The sequence below is a fragment of the Nitratiruptor tergarcus DSM 16512 genome (assembly GCF_027946175.1).
Classification (GTDB): Bacteria; Campylobacterota; Campylobacteria; order Campylobacterales; family Nitratiruptoraceae; genus Nitratiruptor; species Nitratiruptor tergarcus.
Genome location: NZ_AP026671.1, coordinates 1,286,481 through 1,304,894 on the forward strand (window position 1 = coordinate 1,286,481; position 18,414 = coordinate 1,304,894).

Here is an 18,414-nt window from a genome sequence, read left to right on the forward strand (position 1 = left end):
TATTATCCTTGCATTGGTGGAAATTGGAAATCTTTAAGTCGCATAAAGAGATTAGGATGGTTTTTCTTGATATCTTGTACAAGCTTTTTGATATCGATATCAAGGAGATTTTTGTTTTTAGATTCTGCAAGACGCTTTTGGATCTCATTCATTGCTACCACCCACACATCATTAAAATCTATCGGAAGATTTTCTAAGATCGCTTTTTCTAGTTTAAGATTGAAATTCTCATACTTTGCTTCATTGAGGGATTTTATAAGATGCAGCATCGCTTCAAGACTTGAGAGTACAAAGACTTTATTCTCTTTGCCAATAACAAACCATGGTGCATTATTCTCCCAACTTCCTTGTATCAACTCAAGTGTTTTTTTGTTAGGGTCTTCTGTATCTTCAAGTTTAACTACTGTTACGTTTGCAGGATTTTCAATACCAAGTTGTCCTGCCATCTTATTTATCTGACTCAGCAGATTTTCACCCGTTATTTTTACCGGATCCATTTATCCTCTCCTTTTGCGATCAAGCCATACCATAACACCCTTTTGGGCATGGAGCCTGTTTTCCGCCTCTGTAAAAATCTCTTCAGCATGTGCTTCAAAAATCTCTTCACTCACTTCATATCCCCTATATGCAGGGAGACAGTGCAAAAAGATTGCATCAGGTTTTGCTAATGCCATCATCTGCTTATCTACCATATATCCTTGAAAATCTTTAAGTCTCTTCTCTTTCTCATCCTCTTGTCCCATACTAATCCAAGTATCAGTGGTTACAACATCAGCATTTGCAACAGCCTCTTTGGGATCGTTTGTAAATTCTATCTTCGCTCCACTCTCTTTGGCAAAACGCAATGCATCTTCTACCACATTTTTTGCTGGCTCATACCCTTTTGGCGTTGCGATACGGAGTGTAAATCCTAGTTTACTTACTAGCATGAGCCATGAGTGCGCCATATTGTTCCCATCGCCCACATAAGCAACTACGGGATTTTCGGCTTTTCCAAACTCTCTCATAGTCAAATAGTCAGCCATGAGTTGCACAGGATGGTACTCGTTTGTAAGACCATTAATAACAGGCACTTTACTATAGGCCGCAAACTCTTCAAGTTTTGCCTGCTCGAAGGTGCGGATCATAACCATATCACACATACGGCTCACTACCCGCGCGGTATCTTTCATAGGCTCGCCACGCCCTAGCTGCAAATCGTTTTTACTCAAAAAAAGACCAATACCTCCAAGCTGATAGATCCCCACCTCAAAACTTACTCGCGTACGTGTAGAGCTCTTTTCAAAAATCATTGCAAGAGTCTGATTTTCAAGATATGGCACAAACTCTTTGCGTTTTGTCTCTGTTTTTATCTGCTCGGCTAATGTAATAATTTCTAAAATCTCTTCTTTCGTAAAATCTTTGAGTGTCAAAAAGTGTCTCAAAGGCCATCCTTTTAGCAAAATAGAAACAGTTATTATAGCAGTTTTGCTGCCTCTTTGGCATGATAGGTAATAATGATATCTGCACCAGCCCTCTTAAAGCCTAGAAGCGTCTCCATCATCACCCGTTCATAATCGATCACACCAGCGCGCGCTGCCATTTTGAGCATCGAGTACTCGCCACTAACATTATAAACCGCTAAAGGAAGCATACTTGCTTCTCTAATATCACGCACAATATCAAGATATGCTAGAGCTGGCTTTACCATCAAAATATCTGCGCCTTCTGTTTCATCTTCGATACTTTCCAAAATCGCTTCTCGTCTATTTGCAGGATTCATCTGATAACTGCGTCTATCTCCAAAGCTAGGAGCCGACTCAGCCACATCGCGAAACGGACCATAGTATGAGCTGGCAAACTTTGTTGAATAACTCATAATAGGAATATGGCTAAAACCAGCTTCATCAAGTCTAGCACGAATAGCTGTAATCATCCCATCCATCATACCACTTGGAGCTATCATATCGGCTCCCGCTTTTGCATGGACAATTGCCTGCTCAGCTAAAAGAGTGAGCGTTGAATCATTATCTACCGTTTGCAACTTTGGATCAAGCACACCACAGTGCCCGTGATCGGTGTATTCACAAAAACAGAGATCTGTCACCACAAACATATCAGGATGTGTTTCCTTAATTGCTCTTACAGCTCGTGCAATAATACCATGCTCACAGAGCGCTTCACTCCCTACACTATCTTTTGTATCTGGGATACCAAAGAGGATAACTGCTTTGAGTCCCAAAGATTTGAGCTCTTCACACTCTTTGAGGATCTCATCAATACTCATCTGATAGACTCCTGGCATAGAAGCTATCTCATTTTTTACCCCCTCACCGTTTCTTACAAAAAGAGGATAGATAAAATCGTTGATATCGAGCCTTATCTCTTGGACAAGATCGCGCAATACTGGATTGATGCGAAGCCTTCTAAATCTTTTAAACATTTGCATTTCCTTTGCATATAAGTTCTTTTGATATAATTTCATTACATTTTACCAAAAGTAGGCTAAATGGATATAAAGGTAAGCGAAAAAGCCAATCTCCCAACAAAATATGGTGATTTCACAATACAGTGTTTTGCCCAAGGGTGCAAAGAGCATCTTGTGATTATGAAAGAGCCTCTCGGCGATGTACCGGTAGTGCGGGTACATTCAGAGTGTCTCACAGGAGATACCCTCGGCAGCAAAAAATGCGATTGCGGCGAGCAGTTAGAGTTTGCCCTTAACTACATCGCAAAGCATGGTGGTATGGTGATATATCTTCGCCAAGAGGGGCGCAATATCGGGCTTCTCAATAAAGTAAACGCCTATGCGCTCCAAGATAGAGGCTATGATACAATTGAAGCAAACCATCAGTTAGGTTTTAGTGCAGATGAGCGCACCTATGAGATGGTAGAGTTCATTCTCGACTTTTACGGCATCAAAAAGATAAAGCTCCTTACCAACAATCCAAAGAAGATCGAAAGCCTTAAAGATGTGGAGATTATTGAACGCATACCTATCAAAGTAACACCCAACCCCCACAATGAAAAATATCTTCAGATTAAAAAAGAGAAGATGGGGCATCTCCTATAATTTCGCTAAAAGCTTGGCAACTGCCGGCACATTGCACGCTATAATTATAAAAAGCTTGTATAAAGGAACAATTTGCAAGATAAGTTGGAGCTCTTTTCACAAAAATTGCTTGAGTGGAATGCCATTCACAATCTCACAGGAGCAAAAACTCCACAAGAGGTACAAAACAATATAAATGATTCGCTCTATCCTTTGCAGTTTTTAGACTCTACACCCCAAAAAGCCCTCGATATTGGCACAGGGGCAGGATTTCCTGGACTTGTGCTTGCAATTGCCATGCCACAGACTCATTGGATCTTGGTTGAGCCGCGAAAAAAACGTGCATCCTTTTTGCACTACATCAAAACAGCATTAAAGCTAGACAATGTCACAGTTATACCCTCTCGCATAGAAGAGATTGCGCCAACAAAAGTAGATCTCATTACATCACGAGCTGTAATGCCAACAAAAGATCTGCTACAATTGGCAAAAGATTTTATCGATAAAGAGACTACAATCCTTTTGTATAAAGGGGAGGAAGTAACAAGAGAGCTTGATGATATTACAAATTATCAAATCAAGCAAAATGGCAAACGCCGCTATCTTTTTTTAAAGGGAAAAGATGTTATTTAAAATTCTACTTTTAGCAGCTATTATTGGAGGAGTCTACTACTTCTTTATCAAAAAAAAGCCACTGCCAGATAAAGAGACAGATGTGATGGTCGAGTGTGATAAGTGTGGTACATATTTTAGTAGCAAAGAGGCAATTATCAAAGATGGTAAATACTACTGCTCTAAAAAATGCGCAGGAGTAAAAGAGTGATAATCTTTGGTCATCCCAAAATACCTAGTCCACCGATTATCACAATCAAAAGCAAAGAAGAGATCGCACAAATTCCAGCCAATGCAATTGTAGCTTTTGCGTTTGATTTCGATCTTTTGCACTACTGCCGAGACAACAACATCACTTGTGCAGTGTGGATCTCTTCTACCACTGAAGCAGTCTATGCAAATGCTCTGGAAGCAAAATTTTTGCTCTGCAACCTCCCTTTAGCAAAAGAGGTACAAAAAGTAGCTGAAAATTATCTTTTCGATGCGAAAGTGATAGCCAAAATCGATGAGAGACTCATAGAAAAAGCAATAGAAGCTGCAATTGATGGAGTACTACTCACAAACTATACGCGCTAAGTTGGGGCTTAGTTTCACAAGCACTTCGTAACTGATTGTACCAATCTCTTTGGCTACTCTTTTTGCATCATCAAAAATGCATATCTTATCTTGCTTGCCCTCTACGATAATATTATCCATACTCACACGCCCTAAAATCTTTCCATCTACAATGCTTTTTTGAGCACGAAAAATTCCATCACCATAGCCAATATCATAAGCTGAAACCACCATATCACGATCAGCTTCAAACACGCCTCCATACCCTACCCTCTGCCCTTTTTTAAGCACTCTTGAAGAGAGCCTCCTTGCCCAAAGAGAAAGAACCGGTTTTAATGGAGGAGATTTAAAAATCTCATCAGTTTCCAAATAGCCATACGCTGCAATACCGACTCTAGCAAAATCATCCTCTATTCTTTGCTTTCGAAAGAGCGCTGCTGAGTTGCAAGAGTGAAAGAGTGGCTTTGGTAATTCATACCTTTTAACAAGCTCCAAACTTCTCTTTTTTACCTCATCAAAATTTCTCTCTTGCCAAAAAAGCTCACTGCTTAGCTCATCTGCACTGCGAAAATGGGTAAAGACGCCTTTGAGATTGAGCGCTCTTTTTTGAATAATTTTAAAAGCCTCTTCCAATTCATCTGGCACAATACCGTTGCGGTGCATCCCTGTATCGATTTTAAGCTCAATATGAGAGCCAGTGGGAAATCTTTTGAGATCTTCTAAGCTATTGATGGTATAGTGGAACTTCTCTTTTTGCTGTGGAGCATCAGCTAAAATGAGAATATAATCAAAAAGATTTTCTATTTCTTTAGCTTCAGCGGTATTCCTTACCACAGCCCTTTTGATGCCATACTCACTTGCCAACTTGGCAATCTCCAAAAGCCCATGCCCATAGGCATTATCTTTTAAAACAATAGCAACCTTCTCATTGCCACCCGCTTTTTTGGCGATAAGCTCTAAATTGTGAAAAAAGGCGTTTTTACTAAGTTTTATATATGCCATATCTACTCTTTGATAAATCTATTAAAAAATTCTTTACTATTTAAAATCTCTATATCTTTACTAACAAAATTTTCATCATTTGATATGATCATATTACAATTTTGTTTTTTTGCCATTATATATTGAAGTGTATCTTCTAAATCTTTAAAATCCTTATCTCTTAACATCAAATCACACGCCTTTTCTACATCTTCATTTGAAAATTCAATCAATGTTAGTGTTTTTATAATTTTTTGAATGTTCAATATTGCCTTTTCTTTATCAATTTTTGCATTAATATAATATATTGTAGTAATTAAATCACAAGATGTAAAAATTTGATGATTTAAAATTAAATATTCATACGTTTTTACACTATATTCATGAAATTCTCTTTTAATATCCAAAATATCTAAAATAATATTAGCGTCTAAAAATATTTTCATATATTATTACCCATCTCCTCTTTTACAGATTGAATAGTTTTTCCAACTAAACTTCCAGGTTCAACTTGCATAATAGATTGAAAAGCTCTTAGTTTTTCCTCTTTGAGATACTCTTGATATTTTTCTTCTATAAGTTTTCTAATAACTTCCGATTGTGTGGTTTTTTCTTTTTTTGCAATCTCTTCCAAATGTTTGGCTATGATTTCATCTAATAAAAAATTTTTCCTCACAGTCATATTCTCTCCATATGTACAAGTTTATATGCATTATAGCATACATATTGCATACTACATATAATATGTATTATAAGCTATTATGTGTCAAGTGCAACCTAAAAATGTACCAAGATGCGAAGTGAAAATGTACCACTTTGAAACTAAAAATTGTTATCGAGTCTAGTAAGGACACCAGCTTTTCTTTTTTGCTTAAGCCTGTAGCTTTCACCTTGGATATTGAGTATATGGCTATGGTGAATAAGTCTATCAAGAACAGCAGTAGTTAACGCTTCATCATTGTTTAACACCTCCTTGAATTTTGTAAAAGATAGATTGCTTGTAATGATAATTGAACCTGTTTCATATCTTTTGTTGATTACCTGAAAAAAGAGATTGGCCTGGTTTTCATTGAGCTTGATATAGCCAAATTCATCGATAATCAAGAGTTTTACTGTATTGATAACCTTTTTGAAATAGTACTGCAATCTGTTTGTCTGCTGGGCTATCTCAAGTTGCAATAACAGATCTGCTGCAGTGATGAATTTTGTTTTTATTCTTGCTTGTGTAGCCAAATATCCCAAAGCTATGGCCAGGTGGGTTTTCCCAACACCGCTTGGTCCAATAAGCAGGATATTTTCGGCATTCTCTATAAATCTTAAAGTAGAAAGTTCATTAATAATATTTCTATCTACCGCAGAAGATGAGAAATCAAACATCTCCAGAGTCTTTACTTTTGGAAAGCCTGCCATTTTTAGTGTTGTTGCTTTTGAACGCTCTATCTTCTTTTGATGTTCATATCTAAAAAGCTCAAGCAAAAAGTGACTGTATGAAAGATTCTTTTTAGCTGCTTCTTGAGCTATGGATGAAAAGCTCTCTTTAATGGCAGGAAGTTTAAAAAGCGCAGCATACTCTTGTATCTGTTCATTTATACTGTGTATCTCTTTATGCATGGCAAACTCCCAAAAGCGCATCATACTCCTCTAAAGAACTCTTAGCTGTATTATGTATGTTTATGCTGTTTTTATACTTTTTATTTGACAAGGAAAGCTTTTTGTCTATGCAATTGTCATATTCATTTTTGTTATGCAAGCTTTTTGGCTTGGCTGAAATTATTAGCGGCAGCAGAGCTTTTTGCTCTTTTATAAAGAGCTCTTTTGGTTTTTGCTTCGTTGTTGCGTGCACTCTATTATGAACGATTTCAAGCCACTGAAATATCTGGCTGTTAAGAAGCTTTGTATCTATAACAAGCGAAGAGTTTTTGAGTCTTGCTTTCAAAGGAATATAGAAGTTTCCTTTCATATAGCCTATAACTCTCTCTACCTTCCCTTTTGTTTTTGCCCTGTAGGGTTTACAAAGTTTTGGAATAAATCCATACTCTTTGGAAAAATCCAAAAACCTCTCATTAAATCTGTGTTTTGCATTCCCGTAAGCGTTATGCTCTATCACCACGCTTTTGAGGTTGTCGTAAAGAATGGTTCTTGGCACTCCCCCAAAGAAGGCGAAAGCCTTTTTATGACAATTTATAAAACTATCAAAGCGCATATTGTCTGTAAAGCAGATAAATGCGTATCTGCTATAGCCCAAAATCATCGCAAAGGCATAAACGGGATTCTTCCCTCTTCGTATCACCGTCCAGTCAGCTTGCGCCTGCTCGCCCGGATCTGTCTCAAATCGTACTACCTCTTCCTCTTTTACGTTCATATGCTCTTTATAAAGCCCGCTCATAAACGCCTGCAATATTCTTATCTTCCCCTCATACCCTTTGGCTGTAATCTCCCGGTATATTACCGTTGAAGGAATTTTATCCGGCAACCCTTGAGCTATTCTCTTTTTTATATACTCTTTGTATGGATCGAGCTTCGATTTGTAAACTCTCGGTTTTCTTGGCAGAAGCTTATCCTCTTTGAGTCTTTTGGATACGGTTCTTCTATCAAGTCCTGTCATCCTTGCAATAGCTCTTATGCTGTATCCTTGTCTGTAAAGTGTATGTACCATCACAAACTCCTCGTATGTAATCACTATTGCCTCCAAATATTTTTGGAAGCGATTATATTCTTTTATATTTCCTCATCTCATGGATGGTACATTTTCATCTTGCGTCTGTGGTGTATTTTAACATTGCAGGTGACAATTATGACAAAAAACTCCTCTTTCGTAATAGCCAAAAAATGGATGATACCAAGTTTAGTTTTCTAAAAAGTTTTTAATCGTTTACACAGTACTCAATTAACCGTGAACAACTCACTTCCATGAAATTATTTAAATACTAAATTAAACTTGATTTTTGCTCTAATTGTTTGGATAAATGGAAATAAGAGTACAAATAGAGTTGCAAAAAAATAAGAGAGCAGTTTTTTATATGCTTTCTTAAACTTATTGTAAATCTTTTTAAGATTGTATCTATAAGTTGAAAATATTATACTGACTAGATTGCCATGCAATCCTTTTAAAAAGTTTCTTCCCATTCTATAATACTGTTTTGTATGAGAAAAAACACTTTCAATTGAAGAGCGTATTTTAAGATGTTTGTATCTTTTTTATTGTTGGGTGTTTCAATAAGCACTGTAGTTTCTGCTTTGTAATCGTGTCCTCTAAATCTTTTATCTGCCAAAAAATTGATTGTTTTATGAAAGATAGTTTGTGTCGTTTCATTTGCTTGATTGAGGACTTCTTTTAAAATACGATCATCATAAGGATTGCCCTTATACGTATCAGCATGGAGAATAAAGCACTCTTTTGCAGTTGTAATGAAAGTGGATTTATTACCAAATTCATGCCGTTTATGGGCTTTACCTTACGAAATACAGACAACTTCTGCTTCATGAAAGCTATAGAGTAAAATGGCCTCCTTTATCAAGAAACATCGCTCTTGTATTATAATTCCATTCTTCAAAAATAAATTCCTTTATTTTCTCTCGTCTAAATTCAATAAATCTTTTTACATCACCTAAATTATTCCAGTCAAAACTACCATATTTTTTTGATAACTCTTCAACAATTTTATCTATTTCATTATGTGAAATAAGTGGGGCTAAATTATACGCCTCGATTTTCTTATCAACAACATTATTGCCTTTTGATGAGTTAGAAGCAACTGTATCAATAACAAGATTACCTATATTATGTAAATATGACTCTTCAAATTCCTCTGTAAACTTTAAATTTTTTGCTTTTTTAGCAGTAATATGCTCAATTGATAATTTAAGACGTGAGTCATTTTCAAAGAAGGATTTTTTAGTTAATACAGGAAATCCTTTCTGCTTTCTTAGATAATTTTCATATTTGAAGAGTATATACTTCGTCACACCGTCATAGAAATCTATATTTGGCACATTTTCTTTAAATAAAGTAATTATCCTCCACCAGTTGTCACGAAAAATTATTTTTATATCGTTGTATAGTTGAACAAAATCTCCTTTAAAATCCCTTGCAAGTTCATAAAAATATTTAACTCCCGTATCAGCTCTTTTTCCTGCAACTAATGAAATAAATGCATAAAGTTCTGCTAGACTAGCTATCTCTCTAAAATTTCTTTTGTCATCATACTTATCATATTTAAAAGAACCCATCAGTAATGGATAAAAATTAGCTATTCGATTAAGCATAAATAGATCGTCTATTTTAGGAGCATTAATACTATTCATGACTATTTTTTCAATTATTTCAAAAGATTCCTTTAATTCTTTACTTATTTTTTTTATTAATTTTATTTTGTTATCGCTTGAATATGTTTGATTTATGATTTCTTTTATAAAATCTTTAGGATTTCTAAATTCCTGGCCTGTCCAATTTAGGCTCGAAATGACATAATACATAATAATTTGCTCTTCTTTTATCAAACCTTCAAGGGATTCGCTTTTTCTGTAGATTTTTGCGAAATTGTTTTCAATATCTCCTAATAATTGTTCTGATCTATTTAAAGTTATACTTACTTGGTACATCAAAAAGCTTTTAATAGCCTCTAAATCAGTTAATCTTTTCCCTCTATCATTAATCAATTCGAAAATCTGTGCTGCATCAGATTTATTGTTAACTGTATGGACCAGAACAAGAGAGTTTTCCAGTTTTTGCAATAGTTGCTCTGCAATTTCTGTGTTTAGTTTGTTTATTTCTTCCTCAAAGAATCTCTTTGCATTGAATAATCTAATTTGTGATTTAGTATCGAAATCAGTAGGCATATTATGATTAATAATATATGTATGAAAAAAGGAATTATCGTTGTTTGAAGTATTTAACTTAAATACTCCTTCATCTTCGATATATCGCCTATATATTTTCTTTTTTAATTGACCTCTACTATTAAGAAAATCAAGGATGGCTTTTATAAATATAACTGAGGTTGTAATTCTCTGTTGTCCATCTACAATATAAATCTTAGTAAATTCATCCATTTCTCCTGCTTCATGAAATAAGAAAGTACCAAAAAAATATGGCTTATCTATCCGTTGATTTTTTAAATCATGCAGAAAGTCAACTAATTGTTTTTCCTCCCAAGTATATGCCCTTTGATATTCGGGTATTTCGAAAATTTTATCACCATCGAATATATCTTTGAATTTCAATTTGCCTTCTTGCATAATTTTTTCACCTCAATTATTGCATAACATTTTAATATTATTGTACTCCAAAAACTTTAAGTTATAATATTGAAAAAGACTTTTATAGCAAGAAAAAACCTAACCTATTTTACGGTTAATAAAAATTTTTCATTAACTACACAAAATTAATCTTTAAATACAATTTTTTGCATAAAGCAGTAATAAATTTCATTTTTTGATTTTATTAATACCCCATTTTCGCTACCATAACAATTAAAAAGGCTTGGCATGAGACTCCCTGCAGAATGGGAAGAGCAAAAGGCGCTTTTGCTTGCCTATCCGCACGAAAAGAGTGATTGGCTACCCTATCTGGATGAGATAAGAGAGTTTTACAAAGAGTTTATCTCTATTGTAGCTCACTATCAAGATGTCTATTTAATCACACAAAAAGCTCTTAATTTCCCTCCAACAAAACATAATATACACATCTTCAAAGCCCAAACAAACGATACATGGGTGCGGGATTTTGGGGCCATCACTGTTTTTGAAAACAATAAAACAAAACTTCTTGATTTTACATTCAACGGCTGGGGGCTAAAATTTCCAGCAAACTACGATAATCAGCTCAATAGAAAAATTTTTCATACCAAAAAGATTGGCTTTGTATTAGAAGGTGGTAGTATCGATAGCAATGGAGAGGGAGTCTTGCTCACTACCTCAACATGCCTTTTGGAAGCCAATAGAAATCCCCATCTATCAAAAGATGAAATTGAAAAGCAACTCAAAACCTTCTTTGGACTTAAAAAGATTTTGTGGCTAAATCACGGCTTTTTAGAAGGAGATGATACAGACAGCCATATCGACATGCTAGCGCGCTTCGTCTCTGCTAATAAAATTGCCTATATCACTTGTGACAACAAAGATGACATACACTATATCGAATTAAAATTGATGGAAAAAGAGCTGCAAAGCTTTGGATTTGAGTTAGTTCCTTTGCCATTCGTCTCAGCTAAATATTTTGAAAATGAAAGACTTCCAGTAAGTTATGCCAACTTTGTTATAATAAATGGTGCAGTAATAATGCCAACATATAATGATCCAAATGACGAAGAGGCTTTGAAAATTTTTCAAAAACTTTTCCCATCACGAGATATTATTGGACTTGATGCCTCAGTGCTTATTCGCCAGCACGGCTCGATTCATTGCAGCTGTATGAATATATTTTAAAGGAGTATATGTGCGTTTTTTGCTTTTATTCTTTTTTGCTACACTTCTTTTTGCCAAAGATACGATACTTGTCTCAATTTTGCCACAAAAATTCTTTTTGGAGCAGATTGCAAAGGATAGTTTTGATATAGAAGTACTTATACCCCCAGGGGCAAGCCCTGCCACATATACTCTCAAACCATCACAAATAAAAAAGATCCGCAAAGCTCGCTGCTATTTTACTATAGGTGTTCCTTTTGAAAAGGCATGGAGAGATCGTATACAGGCTGCAAACTCTGAGCTTCATTTCGTAGATAGTGGCAAATATATTCGTCGCTATCCCCTAGCACATCATCACCACCATGAAGAGCATGAGCATGAAAAGAGCCTCGATCCCCATATATGGTTAGCCCCCAATCTCGTACCCCTTATTGCTAGAGCAATGCTTGATGAACTTCTAAAACTTGAGCCCAATAAAAAGAAGTTCTTTCTCACAAACTATCAAGAATTTGCCCAAAAAACTATAGAGATTGATTCCAAAATCTATTCTTTGCTTTTGCAAAAAAAATCAAAAGCTTTTTTGGTTTATCACCCCTCTTTTGGCTACTTTGCTAGAAGTTATGGTTTGGAGCAACTTGCAATCGAAAAAGAGGGGAAAGAGCCAAAAATGCAAGATCTTATACAATTAGCCAAAAAAGCAAAAGCACTGGGCATTAAAACAATTTTCATCGAACCGCAGTTTCCACAAAAAAGCGCCAAGTTTCTTGCCCAAAAAATTGGTGCTATGGTAAAAGTCATCGATCCCCTTGCATATGATTGGGAAAACAATATTTTAAAGGTAGCGCGTGCAATTGCCGGCGATTGAGGTTGATGGACTCTACTTTGCTTATGACAAAGAGTATGTCTTAGAAAATATTAACCTCACAATCTATGATAAAGAGTATATTGCAATTATTGGGCCAAATGGTGGTGGGAAGACAACTTTTCTCAAGCTCCTTCTAGGACTCTTGCAACCTCAAAAAGGTAAAATCTCTATTTATGGAAAAGAGCCATCTCAAGCAAAAAATCTCATTGGCTATCTGCCACAACAGACAAACTTCAATCTCGATATGCCCTTGCAAGCAAAGGAGATCATCTTGCAAGGAAGACTGAGTGCAAAGAAGTTTCGTTTTGATAAAGATGACCTTACACTATTGGATGAAATTGCACAAAAACTCAATATTGCCCATCTGCTTCATAAAAAGATAGGCACCCTCTCTGGTGGACAGAGACAGCGGGTACTCCTGGCACGTGCGCTTATTACAAAACCAAAAATCTTAATCCTCGATGAGCCAACTGCAGCAGTAGATATTGAAGCACAAAAAGAGATTTATGAAATTTTGCGAAATCTATCCATTACAAGACTTGTTGTAAGCCACGATGTAAATATTTTGCTCGAAGGTGTAGATCGGGTACTCTATATCAATCGCACACTCTATATCCATGATAATCTCAAGCTCAATATCCAAAAAAGAGATGGCCATTTTTGCGAAATGGAGCTTTTTGAAGAGCTTAAAAAGGCTTGCATCCATGATTGAGACAATCACTTTTTTTGCAAACTCTTTTCTTGCCACAGCTCTTCTTGCAATCGCTATTGCAATTATTGGATCCATCATGCTTATAAATCGCTACAACTATTTAGCTGCAAGTATCGCTCATGGTAGCTATGGTGGCGTCGGTATGGCTATTTATCTTGGTACGGGAGTAGTTCTGGGAGCGACACTCTTTGCAGTTGCTTTGGCGTTACTGCTTGCCTATATCACCTACAAAGAAAACCGCCGCACAGATATTTTAATTGGAGTTTTATGGGCTGTAGGAATGAGTATAGGCATTATTTTTATTGATCTTACTCCTGGTTACAATGTAGATCTGCTTGCTTTTTTATTTGGAAATATCCTTCTCATTCCAAAAAGCGATCTCTTTTTTATGGCTGGTGTGGATCTTGCACTGCTCATATATTTAAGCACCTTTTATCACCATATCTTAGCAGTGGCATACGACAAAGAGTTTGCACTTACACGCGGACTCAATGTCAAACTCATACACACTCTTACTCTCATACTCATTGCCCTCACAGTTGTGATGAGTATACGATCCATTGGGCTTATTCTAGTAATAGCACTGTTTAGTATTCCACCCTATATTGCAGAAAAGTATACAAAAAACTTTATATCTATGATGATTGTAGCTGGTATAATTAGCTTTATTATCATGTGCATAGGTCTCTTTGTAGCCTCATCACTCAATATTTCAGCAACTGCCTCGATTATAATTATTGCTGGAGTTCTTTTTATACTAACATTTATAAGGATAAAACAGTGAAAGTGGCCTTGATACAACAATGTTTTCATAAAACAAAAGAGGATACTATCAAAAAAAGTTTAGAACTCATTGATACAGTTAGTGATGCAGAGCTTGTAGTGCTCCAAGAGCTTCATCAAGGACCATATTTTTGTCAAAGTGAAGATACACAAAACTTTGCTTTAGCAGAAGAGTTTGCTGCTGATGTAGAGTTTTGGCGATGGGTCAGTGAAGAAAAAAGTATTGTACTGGTCACAAGTCTTTTTGAAAAGAGAGCTCCTGGACTTTACCATAATACTGCAGTGGTTTTTGATAAAGGAAAAATAGCGGGGATATATCGCAAAATGCATATTCCGGATGATCCCGGATTTTATGAGAAATTTTACTTTACTCCTGGAGATCTTGGATTTGAGCCAATTGACACTTCAGTTGGAAGATTGGGGGTACTGGTTTGTTGGGATCAATGGTATCCTGAGGCTGCAAGGATAATGGCGCTCAAAGGTGCGGAGATCCTTATCTATCCAACAGCAATTGGATGGTTCGATGAAGATAGTGAAGATGAAAAAAATCGCCAACTAGATGCTTGGATAACAATCCAACGCTCTCATGCCATTGCAAATGGATTACCACTTATTAGTGTCAACCGTGTAGGATTTGAAGAAGACCTGAGTGGATGCCTCAAAGGCATTCGATTTTGGGGCAATAGCTTTGTGTGTGGTCCACAAGGAGAGATTATTATACAAGGAGATAACAAAAGTGAACAAGCGTTAATATGCGAAATTGATATTAACCGTACAAAAGAAGTACGTGATATCTGGCCATTTTTACGCGATCGTAGGATTGAAGCCTATGAGTGTCTATTACAAAGATTTTGCCAAAGGAGTAGTATTGAAAATAAGTCCAATAAGAGAAAATGAAAAAGTAACATATAAAAATCCACCTTATGAGTTTTTTGAAGCAGTTGGTGGAGTAGATGGAATGAAAGATTTTATGTATAGCTTCTATGATAAGATTTATGAGAGTGAAATTGCCCACTTTTTCCCACAAGATGAGGAGGAGTTTGCAAAAGTCAAAGAGAAAAATACACTCTTTTTCATAGCTATTTGTGGAGGACCAAAGCTCTATGAAGGTGCAAGTGACAAAAATCTCAATGAATACATGATCGAATTTCACAAAAATTTTTCAATTGATGAAAAAGCCAGAATCGAATGGCTAGGAACTATGATGGAGACACTTGAAGAGCTTGATATTCCAAAAGAACTCAAGCAAGCATTTTGGGATTATGTAGACAACTTTTCCAAGCTTATGGTAAATCGCTCCAGTGAGCTATATAAATATGTCTAGCCTTACTGAGAGTTTCGTTCAAACCACCAACAAAGAGCAAAAAGAAGACCTGGCGTCTTTGGCTTGCTCTCATCATACATAAATTCTTGCGCTTTTGCTACAGGAAGATAGACTACCTCTATCACCTCATCATCTATACCGCCACCATCTGCTATCTGTGTACTCACTTCTGCGTAGTAGAGAGTCTGCTTCGATCCAGCAAAGCCTACTGAAGTAAAAAATGAAGTAATTTTTTCAATTTTTTCTACCTGGTAGCCAGTCTCTTCTTCTACCTCTTCAATAGCTATCTGCTCCAAGCTTTTCTCTTTATCTACTATACCAGCACACAATTCATAACTAAACTCAAAGCCGTGCTGCATATATAAAGCCGGCCGAAACTGCTTGACAAGCACAAATACATCTTTTTGTGGATGATAGAGCAATATAGCCACACTATCATGCGCTTTTACTGCTTCCCACCGCTTTGTCTTTCCATTTTGTTCATAAACAATTTCAACTGGCTCTATAAATTTTGGATTCTTTAAAACTTTAATCTCTTTTATCATCTTAGTGTACCAACATAACTTTTGCAAGTCCCAAAAATGCAAAAAATCCCACAACATCTGTGACAGTTGTAAGTAATACACTACTCCCCACTGCAGGATCTTGCCCAACTTTTTTGAGAAACAGCGGAATAACTGCACCAAAAAATCCAGCTGCCAAAAGATTGATAATCATTGCAAGAGCAATGACAACACCTAAAAGATGATTACCAAACCATATCCATGCAATCGCCCCCATAATAACAGCAAAAATGAGTCCATTCAACAATGAGACAACAGTCTCCTTCATGAGTGCCTTTTTTGCGTTTTGCCAGTCAATCTCTCCAAGGGCAAGTTTACGTACAACTACTGTGAGTGTTTGCGTTCCAGCATTCCCTCCCATAGAAGCTACTATTGGCATCAATACTGCAAGAGCTACATATTTTTGGATCGTCTCATCAAAAAGCCCAATGACAAAAGAGGCAAGTATCGCAGTACCTAAGTTTATAAGAAGCCACCAAGCTCTCTTTTTTGTTACCTCTTTAATATCCTCTTCCTCTTCTGCTTCCTCTTCAAGACCTGCAAGGTTATAGATCTGCTCTGTTGCTTGCTCTTCAATCAAGTCTATAACATCATCCGATGTGATACGCCCTAGCAATCTTCCTTCATCATCAACTACTGCCACAACAGCCAAGTCATAATCTTCAAACTTCTTAATAAGTTCAGCCACAGGTTCATTTACATGCACAGTAATAGGTTCATACTTTTTTTCATGAATAATGTCTGCAAATTTGGCATTAAAATCGTAAAGAATAAGATCTTCTAAAGGAATAATTGCTTTGAGTTTCTCATCTTTATCAACTACATATACCTGGTGAATATTTGACACTTCACCCTCAGCCTTAAGCTTTCTGAGTCTCTCAATTGCATCTTTTACCTTTTCATCTACATAGGCTTTAAATACCTCTGTTTGCATATATGCACCGGCGGTAGATTCATCATAAGAGCTGAGAGTCTCAATCTCTTCTTTATACTCTTTATCGATATTTTGTAAGACTTTTTGCTCTAAATCACTATCGATATCTTCAATATCTTTGACTAAATCCACCGCATCATCACTATCAAGCTCTTCTACCGCTTTTGCGAGCTTTTTGACTGAAAGCTGCTCGATCGCTTCATCTTTAATCGATTCTGGAAGCTCTAAGAGTACTTCACCAAGCACCTCTTCTGGAAGTTTGCGTAAAATCGCAAAAAACTCCTCTTTATTTTCACTATAGAGATATTTGAGAAATGCTGCTATTTCAGAAGGGTGGAGAGTAATTTCACCGCTTTTGAGCTCTGTTTCTAAAATATGTCGAATTTTTAGTACCTCATCCTTTTGCATTATCCCCTCCTTCTATACTTTTAAGCACTTCTAAAATTTTTGGTTTCTCTCTTTTTTGTACAAGCTCATTGAGTTCCTCTTTATATCTATTGACAATCTTTTTAAATTTTCTCAGCTCTTTGCCACTTAGCCTACTTTTGGTGATACGTACCACTTTGAGAGGATTTATAGCTCTACCATTTTTATAGAGCCCAAAGTGCAGATGTGGTCCAGTACTCAGCCCCGTACTTCCCACATATCCAATAATCTGTCCTTGCTTTACATATTTTCCAGCACGAATATTCCTGCGAAATTTTGATAGATGAGCATAGAGTGTTTTATACCCATCTCTATGGGCAATAATGATTACATTGCCATATCCACCCTTACGCCCAGCAAACACTACTCTCCCGCTGCCAGCAGCCATCACAGGAGTTCCCCGCCTTGCTCCAAAATCCACACCAAGATGCGCTCTATAGCGATGTAGTATTGGATGCCATCTACGAAGCGTAAAACGTGAAGTTATGCGTGCATGGCGCACAGGACGCTTGAGTAAAAAGCTCTCAAGCTCTTTACCATTTTGGTCATAATATCTTCCATTGTAATTAAAAACATAGTTTTTCTTTCCTCTTGTCTCTACTAAAGCAGCCTTAATCACAGGCATCCCAAAGAGCTCCCCTAGTCGCACTTTTTGCTCATAGATAATAGCCAGAGCATCATTTTTGCGAATCGAGTGAGAAAAATCGAGACTATTTTTAAAAGCTGCAACAAATTCGTGCGCTAAACGTAGATTTTTTGTTGCTTTAAGGATCTCGCTGTAAGGGTTACTTTGGATTGCAAGACTGAATCTATCACGAAAATTTTGATAAAAAATTGGCAAAAACTCCAACTTATAGCTGGTATCATCTTTGTAGATATGGATCTGCAACTCTTCATTTATTGGAATGAGAAGATGTTTAATGGCACTGCTGTTGTTATCTTCGTTTACTACAAAATATTTTACACCAGCATGGATCTCATCTGCTAGCTCTTTATCTTCTCTATCAAGATTGTAGTACAAGCTCGCATCGATCCCATGCTTGGCAAAAAAACTCAAAAGAGTCTCGCCCTTTTGCCAAATTGCCTCTTGTACAGTATCTGCTTGCAGTATCAATGCTATGAGCAATGCTAGCAAAATCCTCATTGCAAAAAAATCCCTTATGATGATGTAAAAAGGGTTTAATTTTATCTAAAAAAGGCTTAATATAGAGATACTTTAGTTG

22 protein-coding genes and 1 pseudogene are annotated in these 18,414 nt (G+C 36.4%); 10 read left to right on the forward strand and 13 right to left on the reverse strand.

Annotated elements, in window-relative coordinates:
- Nucleotides 1–2 precede the first annotated feature (2 nt).
- Genes NITER_RS06685 through hemB form a run of 3 tightly spaced genes read right to left on the reverse strand, consistent with a single transcriptional unit; the run spans nt 3 to nt 2,422 of the window.
- Nucleotides 3–497: a DUF2603 domain-containing protein gene (locus NITER_RS06685; RefSeq protein WP_084275280.1), complete on the reverse strand. Its 495-nt coding sequence runs from the start codon at nt 495–497 to the stop codon at nt 3–5.
- Nucleotides 498–1,424: an ornithine carbamoyltransferase gene (argF, locus tag NITER_RS06690; RefSeq protein ID WP_084275279.1), complete on the reverse strand. Its 927-nt coding sequence runs from the start codon at nt 1,422–1,424 to the stop codon at nt 498–500. It abuts the gene before it with no gap.
- A 32-nt stretch (nt 1,425–1,456) separates the two neighbouring features.
- Nucleotides 1,457–2,422, reverse strand: a complete 966-nt coding sequence (gene hemB / locus NITER_RS06695; protein ID WP_084275278.1) for a porphobilinogen synthase — start codon at nt 2,420–2,422, stop codon at nt 1,457–1,459.
- 66 nt (nt 2,423–2,488) lie between these two features.
- Here hemB and ribA point away from each other — a divergent pair, with 66 nt between their 5' ends.
- The 4 genes from ribA to NITER_RS06715 all read left to right on the forward strand — a co-directional run bounded on the left by ribA (nt 2,489) and on the right by NITER_RS06715 (nt 4,219).
- A complete protein-coding gene (gene ribA / locus NITER_RS06700; RefSeq protein WP_084275277.1) occupies nt 2,489–3,052 on the forward strand; it encodes a GTP cyclohydrolase II in 564 nt (187 codons plus the stop codon).
- A gap of 72 nt (nt 3,053–3,124) precedes the next feature.
- Complete coding sequence (gene rsmG / locus NITER_RS06705; protein ID WP_084275276.1) at nt 3,125–3,664, forward strand: 16S rRNA (guanine(527)-N(7))-methyltransferase RsmG; 540 nt, start codon at nt 3,125–3,127, stop codon at nt 3,662–3,664.
- The gene (locus NITER_RS06710; protein ID WP_084275275.1) at nt 3,654–3,854 is read left to right on the forward strand and encodes a PP0621 family protein; all 201 of its coding nucleotides are present in this window, start codon (nt 3,654–3,656) and stop codon (nt 3,852–3,854) included. The genes rsmG and NITER_RS06710 overlap by 11 nt, the downstream gene beginning before the upstream one ends.
- Nucleotides 3,851–4,219: a hypothetical protein gene (locus NITER_RS06715; RefSeq protein ID WP_084275274.1), complete on the forward strand. Its 369-nt coding sequence runs from the start codon at nt 3,851–3,853 to the stop codon at nt 4,217–4,219. Before NITER_RS06710 ends, NITER_RS06715 begins: the two co-directional genes overlap by 4 nt.
- Here the strand turns inward: NITER_RS06715 and NITER_RS06720 are convergent.
- The 7 genes and pseudogenes from NITER_RS06720 to NITER_RS06750 form a co-directional block, all read right to left on the reverse strand.
- Nucleotides 4,196–5,200 (reverse strand): alanine racemase, encoded by a 1,005-nt coding sequence (locus NITER_RS06720; protein WP_084275273.1) that lies wholly within the window; start codon nt 5,198–5,200, stop codon nt 4,196–4,198. The two genes, NITER_RS06715 and NITER_RS06720, sit on opposite strands and share 24 nt — an antisense overlap.
- A gap of 2 nt (nt 5,201–5,202) precedes the next feature.
- On the reverse strand, nt 5,203–5,625 hold the full coding sequence (locus tag NITER_RS06725) for a type II toxin-antitoxin system VapC family toxin (protein WP_084275272.1): 423 nt from the start codon (nt 5,623–5,625) through the stop codon (nt 5,203–5,205).
- Nucleotides 5,622–5,861: a ribbon-helix-helix domain-containing protein gene (locus tag NITER_RS06730; protein WP_084275271.1), complete on the reverse strand. Its 240-nt coding sequence runs from the start codon at nt 5,859–5,861 to the stop codon at nt 5,622–5,624. The genes NITER_RS06725 and NITER_RS06730 overlap by 4 nt, the downstream gene beginning before the upstream one ends.
- A 140-nt stretch (nt 5,862–6,001) precedes the next feature.
- The gene (gene istB / locus NITER_RS06735; protein WP_143779667.1) at nt 6,002–6,790 is read right to left on the reverse strand and encodes an IS21-like element helper ATPase IstB; all 789 of its coding nucleotides are present in this window, start codon (nt 6,788–6,790) and stop codon (nt 6,002–6,004) included.
- Nucleotides 6,783–7,859 carry an IS21 family transposase gene (gene istA / locus NITER_RS06740; protein WP_281847534.1) on the reverse strand — a complete coding sequence of 359 codons (1,077 nt, stop codon included), beginning with the start codon at nt 7,857–7,859 and terminating at the stop codon, nt 6,783–6,785. Before istA ends, istB begins: the two co-directional genes overlap by 8 nt.
- A 236-nt stretch (nt 7,860–8,095) precedes the next feature.
- A pseudogene (locus tag NITER_RS06745) lies at nt 8,096–8,676 on the reverse strand (transposase); the annotation flags it as partial.
- Nucleotides 8,669–10,417: a DUF262 domain-containing protein gene (locus tag NITER_RS06750; protein WP_084275268.1), complete on the reverse strand. Its 1,749-nt coding sequence runs from the start codon at nt 10,415–10,417 to the stop codon at nt 8,669–8,671. The pseudogene NITER_RS06745 and the gene NITER_RS06750, both read right to left, overlap by 8 nt.
- Before the next feature lie 249 nt (nt 10,418–10,666).
- Here NITER_RS06750 and NITER_RS06755 point away from each other — a divergent pair, with 249 nt between their 5' ends.
- Genes NITER_RS06755 through NITER_RS06780 form a run of 6 tightly spaced genes read left to right on the forward strand, consistent with a single transcriptional unit; the run spans nt 10,667 to nt 15,268 of the window.
- The gene (locus tag NITER_RS06755; RefSeq protein WP_084275267.1) at nt 10,667–11,605 is read left to right on the forward strand and encodes an agmatine deiminase family protein; all 939 of its coding nucleotides are present in this window, start codon (nt 10,667–10,669) and stop codon (nt 11,603–11,605) included.
- 10 nt (nt 11,606–11,615) lie between these two features.
- Entirely contained in the window at nt 11,616–12,449 is an 834-nt protein-coding gene (locus NITER_RS06760) for a metal ABC transporter solute-binding protein, Zn/Mn family (RefSeq protein WP_159445309.1), read from the forward strand.
- A complete protein-coding gene (locus tag NITER_RS06765) occupies nt 12,430–13,161 on the forward strand; it encodes a metal ABC transporter ATP-binding protein (protein ID WP_231988931.1) in 732 nt (243 codons plus the stop codon). The genes NITER_RS06760 and NITER_RS06765 overlap by 20 nt, the downstream gene beginning before the upstream one ends.
- Complete coding sequence (locus NITER_RS06770) at nt 13,127–13,945, forward strand: metal ABC transporter permease (protein WP_281847539.1); 819 nt, start codon at nt 13,127–13,129, stop codon at nt 13,943–13,945. The genes NITER_RS06765 and NITER_RS06770 overlap by 35 nt, the downstream gene beginning before the upstream one ends.
- Nucleotides 13,942–14,841, forward strand: coding sequence for a carbon-nitrogen hydrolase (locus NITER_RS06775; RefSeq protein WP_084275264.1), 900 nt, complete (start codon nt 13,942–13,944; stop codon nt 14,839–14,841). The genes NITER_RS06770 and NITER_RS06775 overlap by 4 nt, the downstream gene beginning before the upstream one ends.
- Nucleotides 14,813–15,268, forward strand: coding sequence for a globin domain-containing protein (locus tag NITER_RS06780; protein WP_197685288.1), 456 nt, complete (start codon nt 14,813–14,815; stop codon nt 15,266–15,268). The genes NITER_RS06775 and NITER_RS06780 overlap by 29 nt, the downstream gene beginning before the upstream one ends.
- Before the next feature lie 2 nt (nt 15,269–15,270).
- Here the strand turns inward: NITER_RS06780 and NITER_RS06785 are convergent, their stop codons facing one another.
- From NITER_RS06785 to NITER_RS06795, 3 genes are read right to left on the reverse strand one after another with little or no spacing between them, the layout of a single operon-like run.
- Nucleotides 15,271–15,813: an NUDIX domain-containing protein gene (locus NITER_RS06785; protein ID WP_084275262.1), complete on the reverse strand. Its 543-nt coding sequence runs from the start codon at nt 15,811–15,813 to the stop codon at nt 15,271–15,273.
- Between the two features lies 1 nt (nt 15,814).
- The gene (gene mgtE / locus NITER_RS06790; RefSeq protein ID WP_084275261.1) at nt 15,815–17,173 is read right to left on the reverse strand and encodes a magnesium transporter; all 1,359 of its coding nucleotides are present in this window, start codon (nt 17,171–17,173) and stop codon (nt 15,815–15,817) included.
- Nucleotides 17,160–18,335, reverse strand: a complete 1,176-nt coding sequence (locus NITER_RS06795) for a peptidoglycan DD-metalloendopeptidase family protein (protein WP_084275260.1) — start codon at nt 18,333–18,335, stop codon at nt 17,160–17,162. The genes mgtE and NITER_RS06795 overlap by 14 nt, the downstream gene beginning before the upstream one ends.
- Nucleotides 18,336–18,414 lie beyond the last annotated feature (79 nt).